Annotated in this window: 9 protein-coding genes; all 9 read right to left on the bottom strand. The window is 71.2% G+C overall.

Annotation, left to right across the window (positions count from 1 at the left end; translation table 11 throughout):
* Positions 1-2 precede the first annotated feature (2 nt).
* A complete protein-coding gene (locus AB8735_RS30685) occupies positions 3-410 on the bottom strand; it encodes an ArsR/SmtB family transcription factor (protein WP_372410809.1) in 408 nt (135 codons plus the stop codon).
* A 56-nt stretch (positions 411-466) separates the two neighbouring features.
* Positions 467-1,297, bottom strand: a complete 831-nt coding sequence (locus AB8735_RS30680) for an SDR family oxidoreductase (protein ID WP_344021884.1) — start codon at positions 1,295-1,297, stop codon at positions 467-469.
* Entirely contained in the window at positions 1,294-1,794 is a 501-nt protein-coding gene (locus AB8735_RS30675; RefSeq protein ID WP_344021882.1) for a MarR family winged helix-turn-helix transcriptional regulator, read from the bottom strand. Before AB8735_RS30675 ends, AB8735_RS30680 begins: the two co-directional genes overlap by 4 nt.
* 22 nt (positions 1,795-1,816) lie before the next feature.
* Entirely contained in the window at positions 1,817-2,254 is a 438-nt protein-coding gene (locus tag AB8735_RS30670; protein ID WP_372410808.1) for a MoaF N-terminal domain-containing protein, read from the bottom strand.
* 132 nt (positions 2,255-2,386) lie between these two features.
* Positions 2,387-8,419: a glycosyl hydrolase family 18 protein gene (locus AB8735_RS30665; RefSeq protein WP_372410807.1), complete on the bottom strand. Its 6,033-nt coding sequence runs from the start codon at positions 8,417-8,419 to the stop codon at positions 2,387-2,389.
* Positions 8,420-8,683: 264 nt separating this feature from the next.
* The gene (locus AB8735_RS30660) at positions 8,684-11,962 is read right to left on the bottom strand and encodes a BTAD domain-containing putative transcriptional regulator (protein WP_372410805.1); all 3,279 of its coding nucleotides are present in this window, start codon (positions 11,960-11,962) and stop codon (positions 8,684-8,686) included.
* A gap of 169 nt (positions 11,963-12,131) precedes the next feature.
* Positions 12,132-13,097 carry a CAP domain-containing protein gene (locus AB8735_RS30655; protein WP_372410803.1) on the bottom strand — a complete coding sequence of 322 codons (966 nt, stop codon included), beginning with the start codon at positions 13,095-13,097 and terminating at the stop codon, positions 12,132-12,134.
* 145 nt (positions 13,098-13,242) lie between these two features.
* Positions 13,243-13,842 (bottom strand): histidine phosphatase family protein, encoded by a 600-nt coding sequence (locus AB8735_RS30650; RefSeq protein WP_372411944.1) that lies wholly within the window; start codon positions 13,840-13,842, stop codon positions 13,243-13,245.
* An 8-nt stretch (positions 13,843-13,850) separates the two neighbouring features.
* A complete protein-coding gene (zwf, locus tag AB8735_RS30645; protein ID WP_344021871.1) occupies positions 13,851-15,293 on the bottom strand; it encodes a glucose-6-phosphate dehydrogenase in 1,443 nt (480 codons plus the stop codon).

The raw sequence follows: 15,293 nt of genomic DNA, 5'->3' as shown, positions 1-15,293 counted from the left end.
CCCTAGCCGTTGACGGCCCGGGGCCGCAGCCGCGCGGTGGCCCGGGCGGGCGCCGGGGCCACGGCGGCCGTCCCGCCCGTACCGCCGTCCGTCCCCGGCCCCTCCGGCTCGGCCCGGGCGGCCAGCACCGCCCCTTCGAGCAGCGTGCGCACATGCGCCCCGGCCGCCCGGTAGTAGATCCGCGTGCCCTCCCGCCGCGACACCACCAGCCCCGCGGTCCGCAGCCGCGCGAGGTGCTGCGACACCGCCGCCACGTGCGCCTCCACCATCTCGGCCAGCTGCCCCACCGAGTGCTCGCGCTGCGCCAGCGCCCACAGCACCTGGAAACGCGTCGGGTCGGCCACGGCCTTCAGCACGGCGACGGCCTCCTCGACGCCGCGGGAATGGTCCGGCGAATCATGAGGGTCCATGCACCGAGTCTAAAGGCGGCCCCTGATCCGGCGGCCCCTGATCCGCGCCCGGAGCCTCAGCCCTCCCCGCCCGCCCGCGGCTCGATGCGGAGACCGAACGCCGCCGTCCCCGGATCGAGCGCCGTCACCCCGCCGTCCACCGTGAGCACCGCCCCGTTGACGTAGGAGGCGGCGGGCGAGAGCAGCCACGCCACGGCCTCGGCGACCTCCTCCGGGGCTCCGGGACGGCCCGCCGGGGTCAGCCGGGTGGCCTCCCGGTACGCCGCGTCGAGCCCCTCGTCCCCCTCCCCCAGCCCCTCGGAGGCGGCGAACCGCGCCATGCGCCCGTCGGCCATCTCCGTACGCACCCAGCTCGGGCACACGACGTTGGCCCGCAGCCCCCGCGCCCCGTAGTCGACGGCGAGGGAGCGGCAGAGCTGGAGGAGGGCGGCCTTGGACGTCGCGTAGGCGGCGTTCCCCACGCCGTTGCGCAGCGCGGCCACCGACGCGACCGCGACGACGGCGCCGCGGGTCTCCAACAGGTGGGGCAGGGCGGCGCGTTGCAGCAGGAACGGTCCGGTGACGTTGGTCCGCATGACCTCCTCCCAGACCTCGACGGACAGCTCGCCCACGGCTCCGCTGCGTCCGATGCCCGCGTTCAGCACGAGCCCGTCGAGCCGCCCGTGGGCGGCCACGGCCGCATCCACCAGCCCCTGGACGGCCTCGGGGTCGCCGATGTCGGAGGGGTGGGCGAGGGCGCCCGTCTCCTCCGCGAGGCTCCGCAGCGGCCCGGCCCGCCGCCCGGAGACGACGACGTGGTGCCCGGCGGCGCGGAGCAGCCGGGCGGTGGCGGCGCCGATGCCCGTTCCGCCGCCGGTGACGATGTAGGTGCGCGGTTCCGTTGTCATGCTTCTTCCCCTCCCCGGCCCTCCCGCAGCTCCGGGGGCAGCGGGGCCGGCCCCAGGTGCGGCAGGACACTGCGGGCGATCTCGACGAGCTGGGCCTGCTGTTCGCGTGTGAGGTGGTCCAGGAAGTAGCGGCGGACGCCGGCCACGTGCAGCGGGGCCGCGGCGCGCAGGGCCTCGGCCCCGCGCCCGGTCAGGACGGCGCGGGCCCGGCGCGGGTCGTCCGCGTCGCCCGTGCGCTCGACCAGTCCGCGCTCCTGCATCCGCCGGACCTGGTGGGACACCCGGCTCTTGGACCACTGGGCCTCGGCACCCAGCTCGCCGAGGCCCAGCCGCCGTTCCGGCGCTTCCGAGAGCAGGACGAGGACGGTGTAGTCGGCGCTCGACAGCCCGGCCCTGCGCAGATCCTGCCCCAGCCGTGCCTCGAGCATCTCGCTCATGGCGACGTAGCCGCGCCACGCCCGTCGTTCGTCCCCGTCCAACCACTCCGTGTCGCTCACGGAAGCACCTTAATGAACGGCTTCAGCACACGGTCGCGAAGGTGCCCTTGAGGTCCAGCCGCTGCTGCTTGCCGTCCTGCTCGAACCGGATCACCGCGCGGACGGTCCGGTTCCGCCAGTCCTGGACCTGCTCGACGGTCGTGCCGTCGGCCTCGGTCCACTTCAGCCGGTAGACGCCGGGGGCGAGTTCGCGGTGGGCGACCTTGACGGTGCCCTCGGCGGGGTCCTGGCCGGCGAGGACCTTCCAGTGCGCGGTACGGGCGCCGTCGAAGTCGAGCCGGAAGACGAAGCCGTTGTCGTACGAGATCTTCAGCGTGCGGTCGGCGAACTTCGGCGGGGCGGTCCGGGTGACGGCCTTGCCCGGCGGGCAGTCCGCGGCCTGGGCGACGGCCGGGCTCAGCCCTATCGCGGTGACGGAGAGGAGCGCGGCGGCGCCGATCCGGAGGGGGAAGCGGGTCATGGGGGGACCTCCCGATGAGGTTGATGTGTCAACCGTGACCTTACGGAGGTCATGGTTGACACGTCAACCTCGGCATCGAGAAGGGGCCCGGCGGAGCGTCACCGCTCCACCGGGCCCCTTCCACCCCGTCCGCTACGCGGCCGGGCCGAGCTTCTTCCAGGGCTTGCCGCCGTTGGACTCGGCCTGGCCCGGGGCGACGGTGGTGTACCACTGGGCGTACCAGTACCAGCCGTCGTGCTTCACGAACGCGGCCGTCGAGGCCGACGGGTCACCGTTCAGAAGGTGGGTCTCCCGGGTCGTCGTGCCGTTGGCGACCTCGACGTCATGGTCGCCGACGGCCGAGCGGAGCTTGAACACCCCGTTGTGCCGGGGCCCTCCGGGTGCCCCTTCGCTCCCGTTGTCGGCGATCGGGACGAGCTTCCACTTCTGCTCGGCCCGTCCGTCACAGCCGACCGAGGCGACGTCCTTGCGGGAGTCGGCCACGGTCAGGCAGCGGTCGCCGCTGGCAATCGCGTAGAGGCCGTTCCCCGCCGGGCGGAACTTCCAGTACTGGTTGGGGTTGGACTCACCGAGCTCCACCAGGTGGACGCGGGACTGGTCGGGGTTGTTGTCGATCATCATTGGACGGCCCGAGGGGCTGTCGCCATACTCGAACATCCAGCCCTTGTCACCCTTGTCGTACATCCGCCAGAGCCGTCCGCCGTCGGGCCGGTAGACCTGCCCCTTCGTGTAGTCGGCCGCCTGGCAGCGGTCGCCGGAGGCGGGGGCCGGCGGATCGACGACGTCGGTCTCGCGGCGCCGGTCGCCCGTGCTGCCGAACTCCTTGTCCCCGATCCTGAACGTGACGTTCGAGGGGCCGGTGATCGGCAGGTAGTACTTGAGGTCGATGTCCCGGTACTTGCCCGGCGGCAGGTCCTCGCAGTAGCCGAGCTTGAGCGTGAGCCGGTGGAAGTCGCCCTTCAGACCACCGGCGTTGGGGCCGGTGTGCCCCGGGGTGAGCCCCTTGATCTCCTTGTAGTCGTTGTCCTTGACGATGGGCGGTGTCGAGGTCGGGATGTCGAACGAGATCTCGGTGCCCCGGCCGAGGGTCACCTTGCTGTCGTTGGTGATCCGCAGCTTGGGCTGGACCGGGTAGAAGTCGTCCTTCCCCGTGGGGAAGTCCACCAGCTCCGCCTTGACGTCGATCACCTCCCTCGGCTGCGCCCGTCCCCCGGCCTTGGCGTTGCCGTACGCGCCCGCGCCCTTGAGGGCGTTGTCCAGGCGGGTGGTGAGGTCGTACCCCATGCCCCATTCGCCGTTGGAACGCTTGCCGTAGTCGCCGGCGAGCTCCCAGACCATCGCGCCGCCGATGTCCTTGTCGGCGATGTACTTCGCCTTGGCGTCGATGGAGCGCTCGTTCTCGGTGGAGAGGAAGACCTTCTTGGCGTCGTTCCACAGCCAGGGGGATTCCAGCGCGGCCGAGTACTTCTCGGCGTAAGTGCCGGTCAGCTTCCCGTCCTTGACCCCGAACGATCCCAGATACCCCGGGGTGACACCGTCCTGGAGGTTCTTGGTGTGCCACAGCGGGTTGGACCCGGCGCCGACCTCACGGCCGTCCTCGGTGTCGTGCCAGACGTTGTCGATCCCGGTCGCGCCCAGGCCGCAGGACTGCGCGTTGGCCGGTCCCCGGCCCCCGGTGCCCTCCGGGCACTTGGACTGGTCCGGCATCGCCGCGGTCCCCCACAGCCCGTCCGAGCCGCCCTGTACGTCGCGCCACCCCCGGGAGTAGTACGGGATGCCGAGGTTGATGCGGCCGGGCGGGAGCGCGCCGCGGTAGTAGTGGTAGGCCCAGTCGACGTTGAAGTAGCCGTGCTTCTGGAAGTCCTTGGTGTTGGCTCCCTTGTCGTCGTAGATGCCGGCGTCGGCCAGCTCGTTGTCCCTGCCGTCGTCGTACAGCGGCGCCTGCGGGCCGACGAACTTGTTCCACGAGCCGTGCAGGTCGTACGTCATGACGTTGACGAAGTCCTGGTACTGGAGCGCCTGTCCGGCGTCGAGCCCGCGCACGAGATACCCGGACGAGGACCCGGCGGAGGTGAGGAGGTAGTAACGCCCCTTGTCCGCCCCGGCCTTGTCCAGCTTCTCGCGCAGGGTCTTCATCAGCGCGTTGTAGCTCTGCTGAAGCCCCTTGCGACGGGGGTTGGAGACGTCCCAGTCCTTGGGGTTGCCCGTGTTGGGGAGGGCGGTCGGGTACTCGTAGTCGATATCGACGCCGTTGAACCCGTACCGGTCCAGGAACGCGGTCACGGAATCGGCGAACGTATCGATCCCCGCCTGATTCACCGACCCGTCGCCGTTGGTCGTCATCGCGTAGAAATTCCGCGTGTCCGCCCAGCCGCCGACGGAGATCAGCGTTTTCACGGCCGGGTGCTTCTTCTTGTAGGTGTTGAGCAGGTTGAAGTGCCCCTTGTACGGGAGCGACGGGTCCATGGCGTTCTTCGCACCGTCCCACGTCATACCGGTCGCCGGGTTCTTGGCGTCACCCGGGTCGCCGATGGAGATCCGGTCGTTGTCGACGCGGGCGAAGGCGTAGTTGATGTGCGACACCTTGGACCAAGGGATGTTGGAGACGAGGTACTTGGGATCCCCCTTCTCCCCCGCCCGCCAGCCGGTGAAGTACCCGACCATGCGCCGGGTGCGGTCCTTGCCGACCCACTCGCGGCCCATGTCGTCGTAGACGTCGCAGTAGCGGGTGGAGACGCCCTCGGTCGGGGTCATGCCCTCGGGGCGGCAGTCGCCGGAGGAGGCGGGTTTGGTACCGCGGTCGTCGGCGGAGTCGTCGAAGGGGTCGCCGGCGTCGCCGTTCTTCGGCTTGTCCTCGCCGGTGGGCTCGGTGAACTCCCACTTCTGCGCGCGGGAGTCGTTGCAGCCCCAGAGTTGGAGCTGACGGCCGTCGTTCGAGATGGAATTCGGCACGTCCAGGCAGAGGTCGGCGTTGACGTTCTTCAGCTCCTTGCCGTCGGTGGCGTTCCACTGCTGGGCCGGTCTGCCGTCGCAATCCCCCAGCTGCACCTTGGTGGCCCAGTTCTTCCCGGAGCCGTCCGCGTCCAGGCACTTGCCGAGCGCCTCGATGGTGCCGGAGCCCGTCCGCTTCCAGGTCTGCGCGGCGGTGCGGGCGCAGTCGGCGAGGCGGACGGGGGTGCCGTTGCCGTCGTTGCCGTCCTTGACCTCCAGGCACTTGCCGTCGAGGCCCTTGACCCAGCCGGTCTTCGCCTCCTGCGGATCGGGCTTGTCCGGTGTGACGCCGGGCGCCTTCCAGCGCTGGGCCTCCCTCTTGGGATCGCACTTCTCCAGGGTGAGCGTGGCGTCGGCGTCCCCCGCCGTCAGACACGACTCGCCGTTGCGGACGACGGCCCAGCCGTCACCGGCGTCCTCGACCTGCCAGAGCTGGTCGTTGTCCCCGTCCTTCGCCTCGGCGAGCCGGGCCTCATGCTTCCCGGTGTCATGGGCGAGCGCGGGGTGCCCGTCCAGGGCGCTGATGATCTGCCAGCCTTCTGGGGAGCGGCGCATCGTCCACTTCTGGGCGGGGTGGTCGTGGGGGGCGAGGCCCTTCACGCGGGTGCCGGGGGACGGGTCGGCGCCGTCGACGTCGGCGACGAGGCCGTCCTTGGCGGACGTGAGGAGTCCCGTGTTTCTCTTGAACTCGGTGTCACGTGGCGTGATTTTGATGATGTCGGTATCGATCTGCCACAGCAGGGCAGACTTGCCCACCGGTCCCGGATCGTCGCATGGCCAGAGCGCGCCCCACCCCCGCCTGGGGGCCAGGCACCATTTCCCGCCGTCGGTCGTGATCCGGAAGATCGATCCGTCCTTCCATTGGCGTTCGAGCGTCCACACCCGGGGCGTATCGGAGACCGATGCCCACTGCCACGATCTTCCGCCGTCTCCTTGGAGGTACTGCCCGCTCTCATTCCTGATGGTGGTTTCCAACTTCCCACCGGTCCTGGGCAACTCACCGTTGATGTACCACCGGCCGAGCTGGCTGTCGTCCGGACCGGTGGACACCCACTTGGAATCGGATGCGTATCGTTGGAGCACCCTTGCCTTGCCTGCGATGGCGCTGCGCGGGGCCTCGGAGATCCTGACGGTCTGCCGCAACCCCATGCCGTCGCTTCCCTTGCCGGGGGTTCCCGCACAGGTGGACACCCTCGAACGGCCCCGGGTCCCGGCCTGTGCGTTGGCGAAAGCCGTCAGGCAGGCGCTGAGAGCTCGCTGGCCGAAGGCGTTCGGGTGGATGGCCTCCTGCTTGTCCCCCTGCGAACCCCAGAACCATCCCTTGGTCTTCTCGTACAGGTACGGCACCCACCGGACCCACTCCGCTTCCGCCTCCGGCAACGGGTTGTCCGACGAGTTGCTCCTCGCGGCCTGCTTGGCGCTCTTGTGACACAGTTCGTGCCCGGCAAAGGCATCGCCGACGTCCAGGACGGAGGCGTCCGCGGAACTCGCCGCGTGGTACAGCATGGTTGTGACGCGCGGCATCACCGAATCACGCGCCCAGTCCATGTCGGAACCCCGGAACGGGCAGCCGCCCGCGTTCTGCTTGTTGTCGTCCACGTCGTATCGGTCGTCCGAGCTCTTGGGCAGCGCATTCGGATACGTACTCAGCACGAGGTCGTATTCATCATCCGCATAGCCCTCCTCCTGCATGACCGAGCGCACCTTCTTGAGGGTGTCCGCGATCCTGTCCTGGGCGGCGTCCATTTCCCGGGAGAGGCTCTCCTCCTTGGAGCTGTCATTGCAGTAATGCCCCTCCACGCCGGAGGAGAAGCCGATGTAGTACCGCCAGGCACATGCCTCAACGATCTTCGAGAAGCCGATGTCGTTGCCGCCGACGGACACGGTGATCAGTCCGACACTGTGTTCACTCGCCAACTCGGCGAGCTGTTCGACCTGTGGGTCCTCGCCCTTGAACGACTCGCTGGTGATGTGTTTCGTCTCGGCCCCCGAACATGCGATGTTGAACCGCAGCTCTCTGGGGATTCCCGGCAGGTCCGCCCCCAGGAGCGGAGCGACGTCGGAGCGGTCGCAGCGATTGCCGCCGTCGTAGGAGGTCTTTCCGTAGACACAATCCTGCCCGTCAGGGCACCGCGCCCGGCGATCCGTACCCCATACATCGCCCCCTGGGAAGGCGTTGGCGTTGCCCGCCCACCGTCCGCCCTCCCCGGAGATATAGCTGTCGCCCATCGAGACGGCCGCCGAGCTGATGCAGAGCTCCACGTCATCGGCCGAACCGGCTGATCTCGCCCTCTTCGCATTCGTCTTGCAGGCCGCGACCGGATTCACGTTCTCCGGATCCACGGGCTGGGTGGAGAAGACCACTGCCTGATGGTCGGAGCCGAGCGCCTTGATGCTCTTGAGCATGGTGGCCTTGTAGTCCTTGACGGCTTCCCCTTTGGCCACAAGGTAGTCGAGTTCCCTGCCGCTCTTGGGACGCGTCTTCTCCCCTGAAACAACGAGTTTCTCATCGTCGGGCAGCACGAGGTCGGCGTACTTTCCCTTCGCTTTGAACTTCCATGTTTCCGGCGTGCGGTTGAAGTCACCCATGACCGCCCAGTTGCCCCCGCCGGCCCAGCGATCACGGATCGCCTTGATGGCCGCAGGAGCGTTATTCGTTTCGCCGCGGTCGCTTCCATTGGTCGCGTGGACCGAGTAATACCATGTCCCCTTCACGCGAACGCCGATGGCCGGGGGAGCGAGATCCTCCTTCAGTGGCGTCCGCGTCGGCCCTTCCGGGTCGCCGGATCCCGGTTTATCGAATTCGGGCTTTTCGTTCACACTAAGCGGCAACGGCACGACATCGACGTCGTTCCAGTCGACCGCCTCTCTCGTCACGATCGCTACGTCACGGTTTTCGAGTTCCTTTCCCCCCGGTGGATTTAGATATACGGACGCACGGTAGTAGTAGTAACTCTGGCCCGCGACGTCGAACCGGGAACTCTCTACCGTGTAGCCGTTGAGCACCTTGATCCCGAGAGAGGTTCCGGGCAGACCGACGTGAACCTTGTTCTTCCTCCCCTTCATATTGCGCACTTCCTGCAGCGCCAACAGCTTGATGCCCTGGTCCAGCATCAGCCTCGGGACTCCGAGGTCGAGCCTGTTCGCCTTGTTCTGCATGTTCCAGGTCGCCACTCTGAAGTCCGCGTCCTCAGCCGATGCCGGGGATGTCGGAAGCCATAGCGTCTGCACCAGCCCGGCAAGAAGCGTCAGGCACAGCACGGCCGCCGACCACGCCCGCAGGCGTCCAGGACGTCCTGCGGTGCCCCGGGGCCCTGCAGAGGTTCTTCTTCGTTTCATGGGTACTTCCGTCGGAAGTCGTTGATCAGGAAAGGAACGAACCTATGCGGATCCCGTCAACACCCGATAAACACGTGAGCCACGGCGCCGGTCCGCCGCTCAGCCCCCCACCCCCGCCAACCCCCTCCGCGCCGCTTCCCCCCAATGCCGCGCCCCCGCCCGCTCCGCCACCGCCCGCGCCCGGCGGTAGTGGTCCGCGGCCTCGCGCGGGCGGTCCAAAAGGTGGGCCAGGGCGCCGAGATGGTGGGCCACCGGGCCCAGCGTGACGACGCCGCTGCCCGCGCCCGCCAGGCCGTCCGCGGCGGGGAGGAGCTGGCGGTAGACCGAGGACGCCATCTCGCGGTCGCCGAGTTCTACGGCGAGGACGGCGGCCAGGCCGAGGCGGGCCTCCAGGAGGTAGTCGCGCGGGAGCGGGCGCGCCGCGGCCGCCACCTCGCGGGCCTCGGTGGTGCGGCCGTCGGCCAGGAGCATCAGGGCCTGGCCGCGGGCGTAGATGGGGCCCCAACGGTCGTACTGGTCCTGCGCCTCGCCCGCGAGATCGAGGAGCGAACCATGACCGGCGGCCCGCAGGCAGAAGCGGGCGAAGTGCAGCAAGTCCCGCTCGATGCCCCACATCCACGTGCCGTCGAGGCCCTCCGTGACGCGGAGGTACGCGGCGTCCGCCTCGTCCGTGCGGCCGTCGATCGACAGGCGCATGGCGCGGTACCAGGACAACAGGGTTGCGGGGAGCGGTAGTTCGTAGCGGTCGGAGAGGCGCTCGACCGCCGCCGCGTGTGCGTCGGCGATCGACGGCTCGGCGAGGGCGGCATGCGCCTGGCAGAGGATCAGGTGGCCGAACACCTCGACGGGCGCCAGCTCGTGGCGGACGCCGAGGGCGACGATCTCCTGGCCGATCCGGACGCGTTCGGACGCCAGACCCGCCCGCCGGAAGGTGTGCGCGTGCCGGGCGTGCAACGCCTGGGCGAGCAGCACCGGTTCGGCCAGCTCGCGGGCGGCCGACTCGGCCCGGCGGGCGGCCAGCAGCCCCCGCTCGTCCTGGGCGCCGTCGAGCTCCAGCGCCAGCGTGGTGAGCGCCCGGCAGCGGGCCGTCGCCGCACCGGCGGGGAGCTCGCCGAGCACCCGCTCGGCGGTGGCGACGATCTGGGTGTCGCGGGCCGCGTAGCGGCGATTGGTCCACACCGTGGGCACGTCGAAGGCCGCGAGCACGTCCGCCGTGAACTCCGGGTCGCCGATGCCCTCGGCCGCCTCCACGGCCGCGCCCCGCTGCTCCCGGGCGGCCACCACGTCCCCGGCCAGGGCGAGCGCCCTGACCATGCCCATCACCAGTTCCAGGCGCTGCCGTCCGCCGCCGGAGCCGGAGCGGTCGTGCGCCTCCAGCGCGGCCCGCCACAGGCGTACGGCCTCGCGGTGGGCGAAGCGCCGCTGCGCCTGCTCGGCGGCGGCCCGGGCGTACGTGGCGGCGCGGGAGGCGGTGGCGCGGTCGCCCGCGGCGAGGAAGTGGTGGGCGAGCAGGCTCACTTGGCCGGGGCGCACCCGCAGCAGGGCCTCCCCCGCCGCGGTGTGCCAGCGCGCGCGGCGCGCCAGCGGGATCCCGTCGTAGAGGGTGTCGCGGACCAGCATGTGCGCGAACCGCACCCGCCCGGCCGTCTCCTCGACGAGCAACCCCTCCGCCACTCCCGCCTCCACCGCGGCGGTCACCGTCGCGAGGTCGCCGCCGGCCAGGGCGGCGAGCACGTCGAGGTCGGTCTCCCGGCCGAGGACGGTCGCCTGCCGGAGCAGGGTCCGGGTGCCCTCGGGGAGCCGCTCCAGCCGACGCCGGATCACCGCCGCCACCCCGGCGGGGACGCGGTGGAGCGCGGCGGAGGCGCCCAGGTCGCCCATCAGCCGGGCGGTCTCGCGGACGAAGAACGGGTTGCCCGCCGTCCGTTCGGCGACGGCGCGCACGGTCGCGTCGTCGGCCTCGGGCGCGCCGTGCCGGACCAGTGCGGCCACGTCGTCGTCGCCGAGGCCGCCGAGCTCGACCCAGGCGGGGTGGTGGCGGGCCAGCCGGCCCAGCAGGTCCCGTAACGCGGCATCGGCCTCGGCGGTCCGGTAGGCGGCGACGATCATCAGTGGGGTGCCCTCGGCCCGTTCGGCGAGGTGTCCCAGCAGGGCGAGGGTCTCCTCGTCCGCCCGGTGCAGGTCGTCGAGGAGGACGAGCAGCGGGTCGGCGGCCGCCGCCGTGGCCAGGTGCCCAGCCACGGCCTCGTGCAGCCGGAAGCGGGAGCAGGCCGTGTCGGCGGGAGCGGAGATGTCCAGTAACGGGGCGGCGGCGGGCGGCGGTTCGTGCCCGAGGGCGGCGAGCTCACGCAGCAGTTCCGTCCACGCCCACGCCGCGGGAGCGCCGTCGCTCTCCGGGCAGCGGCCCCGGACGGAGCGCCAGCCGCGCCCGGCGAGCCGTTCGCGCAGCCGCTGGAGGAGCGCGGTCTTGCCCGCGCCGGGCTCGCCGCCGACCAGGGCCAGGCGCACGGTCCCGAAAGGGGCCGCGGCGACGGCCTCCAGCGCGGCGAGTTCGGTGTGCCGGCCGACGAAGGGGGCGGCCTCGGCCGCTCGCACCACGGTCGCAGGGGACGGGAGGGGTGTCAGGAGCGTGGGGTCGCCGTCGAGCACGCTCCGGTGGAGGGCGGTGAGCCGGGGTCCGGGCTCGACGCCGAGTTCGTCGACGAAGATCCGGCGGGCCCGGCGGTAGACGCCGAGCGCGTCCGCCCGCCGCCCGGCCTGGCACAGGGCGCGCATCAGCAGGGCGTACGGGCCCTCGCGCAGCGGGTGTTCGTCGGTGAGCGCGGTGAGCTCGGGGACGCAGCTGAGGGAGCCGCCGAGGTCCAGGTCGAGGGCCAGGCGCTCCTCCAGAACGGCGAGGCGCAGTTCGGTGAGGCACTGGCGCTGCCGCTCGGCGAACGGGCCGGGCAGCCCGGCCAGCGGTTCGCCGCGCCACAGGACGAGCGCCCCGGCCAGCAGTTCGCGGGCCTCCTCGGGCCGTCCCCCGGCCTTCGCCCGCCCGGCCCGGGCGACCAGCGCCTCGGCGCGCGCCGCGTCGACGGCGTCGTCGGGCAGCCGGAGCCGGTAGCCGTCGCCGAGCGAGTCCAGCACGGACTCGGCCGGGTCGCGGTGCAGCACCTTGCGCAGCCGCGACACATATGTGCGGATCGTGGCGACGGCCGCCCTGGGCGGCGCCTCACCCCAGAGCGCGTCGACCAGGTCCGCGGCCGTCACCGTCCGGCCGGCGCGCAGCAGGAGGACGGCGAGCGTCGCCTGCTGCTGTCTGCTGCCCAGCGGCAGCGCGGTATCCCCGTCCCGGCCCAGCATCGGGCCGAGCACCGAGAAACGGAGGCCCCCCACATCGCCCACCTGCCGCGTACCTCCACGCGCCGAAACCAACCCATTTTCGTACGCGCTTATGAAAACGACCCGGATGTAGATCGTCAACCCATTCGCCCGAGCCGGGGTCGCTCCGGGTCGAGTCCCTGCATAACGGACAGTCGTGACGGACCGTAGTAACGGGCAGTCCTCAGCCGACGAAGTCCTGCGCCCACCAGTAGGTGCCGTTGGCGTCGACCGTGACGCCGACGCCGGTGTACTTGTGCCGGTCGTCGAGGATGTTCCGCTCGTGCAGCGGCTCCTTGATCCAGGCGTCGACCACCGACCGGGCGTCCTTCCAGAAGCCGCGGGCGCCCGCCGCGTTCTCGGCGACCTCGCTGTACGGGCGGGGGTAGCCGTGCTTGCGGAGCGAGGCCATCAGGTCGAGGTAGTGGCCCTGCTGCTGCCGACGGGACTGCTCCTCGGCCTCGTCCTGGGCGGCGCGCTCGACGACCGGGTCGTACTGGAGCCGCGCCTTGCCGTGCTGCGCGCGGTAGTCGTTGACGAGGTCGAAGACCTGGCGCTGGAGCGACTTGGGGTCCGGGGCGGGGTTCTGCCCGTCGCTGCCGGAGAACTTCCAGACCTGGGCCGCGCTGTGGTTGCAGCTGTAGATCTGGAGGGCGGTGCCGTCGTTCGCGTTGGCGGCGGGCACGTCCAGGCACTTGTCGGACTGCGGGTTGACCAGGACGTCGCCCTGGTGGCGCACCCACTTCTGGGCGCCGCTGCCGTTGCAGTCCCACAGCTGGACGGGGGTGCCGTCGGCGGTGCCGCTGGAGGCGACGTCCAGGCACTTGCCGAACGCGGTCATCGTGGCGCCGGCCTGGCCGGGCTGCTCGGCGTACGTCCACTTCTGGGACTCGGTGCCGTTGCAGCCGTAGAGCTGCACCGGGGTGCCGTTGCCCCGGCCGCCGCCGCGGACGTCCAGGCACTTGCCGGCGAGCCCGGCGACCTGCCCGGACTGCGCGGCCGCCTGCGCCGGCGCCGGCAGGGCGATGACGCCGAGCGCGGCCAGGGCCAGGGTGCCCCATATCGACGACTTCTTGAGCGACGCGGTGGACGACGCGATGGACGACGCGATGGACGACGTGGTGGGCGACTTGGTGGTCGACGCCTGCATTGAGGCCCGTTCCTCTTCCTCGAGCGGCCCCGGGGACGCGGTGCGCCCGGGGTGATTTCCTCGAGGAGGCTAGGAACAGGTGTTCAACGATTGGTCAACGTCCGATTGACGATCCGTTGACCCGGTCAGGACCGTTCGGCCCCGGTCAGGGCGGAATGTTCCAGCCGGTGATCACCCGCCGTCCGTGCTCGGTGCCGAGGACGGACAGCGTGCCGGTGTCCAGCCGGTAGAGGGCCCCGTCCGCCGGCGGCCGCCCCAGGCGGCGGGCGGTCAGGGCGCGCAGGACGTGGCCGTGGGCGAAGAGCGCGATGTCGCCGCCGGTGTCGTGGAGCGCGGCTTCGGCGCGGGCGAGGACGGTGTCGCAGCGCTCGCCGAGCCGGGCGAGGGTCTCGCCGGGGCGCTCGGGGCCGCCGGTGGGGACGCCGTCGCGCCACAGGTCCCAGCCGGGGCGCAGCTGCTGGATCTCGGGGGTGGTCAGACCCTCGTAGGCGCCGTAGTCCCACTCCATGAGCCCGGGTTCGAGGACGACGCCCCGGCCGCGGGGCAGACTCAACTCCGCGGTGCGCACGGCACGTTGCAGCGGGCTGCACAGCACCGCGGTGATCCGCCGGGCGGCGAGCGCGGGGGCCAGGGAGGCGGCCTGCAGCTCCCCCTCGGGGGTGAGCGGCACGTCGGTGCGGCCGGTGTGCCGGCCGGTCCGGCTCCATTCGGTCTCGCCGTGACGGATCAGCAGGATGTCGCCCATGACGGCCGTCACCCGCCCTCCGGGAGGTGCCACCGGTACGGGGCGACGAGCCGGTGGACGGCGTCGGGCCCCCAGGACCCACGGGCGTACGGCTCGACGGGCGGCGGGTTCTCCAGCAGCGGCGCGGACGCCTCCCAGAGGCGCTCGATCCCTTCGGAGCTGGTGAACAGGGACTGGTCGCCGAGCATTGCATCGAGGATGAGGCGCTCGTAACCCTCCAGCGCGTGCGCGGTGTTGAAGCAGTCGGTGTAGGCGAAGACCATCTCGGCCTCGCCGAGGTTCATCTCGGGCCCCGGTTCCTTGGCGAGGAAGCGGGCGGTGATGCGGCCGGGGTCGTCGAAGTCGATGACCAGCTCGTTGGTGGTGTCCGGCACGTCGACGGCGAACATGCGCAGCGCCGGTTCCCGGAAGCCGAGCGTCACCACGTGCCGCCCTTCGGCCAGGGCCTTGCCGGAGCGCAGGTAGAACGGGACGCCGGCCCAGCGCCAGTTGTCGATGTCCACGCGCAGGGCGGCGAAGGTCTCGGTGTCGGAGCGGGGGTCGACGCCGGGTTCGGCGCGGTACCCCTCGTACTGGCCGCGGACGGCCTGCGCCGGGTCGAGCGGCCGCATGCTCTGGAAGACCTTGGCCTTCTCGGTGCGCAGGGCCTGGGCGGTGAGGACGGCGGGCGGTTCCATCGCCACGAAGCCGAGGATCTGGAAGAGATGGGTCACGATCATGTCCCGGAAGGTGCCGGTCCCTTCGAAGAACCCGGCCCGGCCCTCGATGGTGAGCTTCTCCGGTACGTCGATCTGGACATGGCTGATGTGGTCGCGGTTCCAGACGGGTTCGAAGAGGCCGTTGGCGAAGCGGAGGGCGAGGATGTTGTCGACGGACTCCTTGCCGAGGAAGTGGTCGATGCGGAAGACCCGGGACTCGTCGAAGACGGCGTGGATCGTCCCGTCGAGGGCGCGGGCGCTGGCCAGGTCGGTGCCGAAGGGCTTCTCGACGATGACGCGTCCGCCCTCCGCGAGGCCGGACGCGCCGAGTTCGGCGATGACGGAGGGGAACGCCTTGGGCGGTACGGCGAGGTGGAACAGGCGCCGGGGGCTGCCGCCGAGGGCCTGTTCGGCCTCGCGGACGGCGGTCTGCAACGGCCCGGTGTCGTCGGGGTCGGCCGCGCCGAAGGACAGCGCCCGCTCGAACTCCTCCCAGGCCGGCCCCTCGGGCTGCGAGGTGCCGAACTCGGCGACGGCCTCGCGGGCGTGCTTGCGGAACGCGTCCGTGGAGAGCGCGTCGGCGGCCGGTGCCGAGCCGATGACGCGGTAGCCGGCAGGCATGAGCCCGGCACGGGCCAAGTGGAAGAGCCCGGGCAGGAGTTTGCGTTTGGCGAGGTCGCCGGTGGCGCCGAAGAGGACGACGACATGGTCCTCGGGCCGCGGGCCGTGGTTCCCGGCGGTACGGCTGCTCAT

Origin of the sequence: Streptomyces luteireticuli (assembly GCF_041519305.1) — a bacterium.
Classification (GTDB): Bacteria; Actinomycetota; Actinomycetes; order Streptomycetales; family Streptomycetaceae; genus Streptomyces; species Streptomyces luteireticuli.
This window is presented reverse-complemented; position numbering and strand designations above follow the sequence as displayed.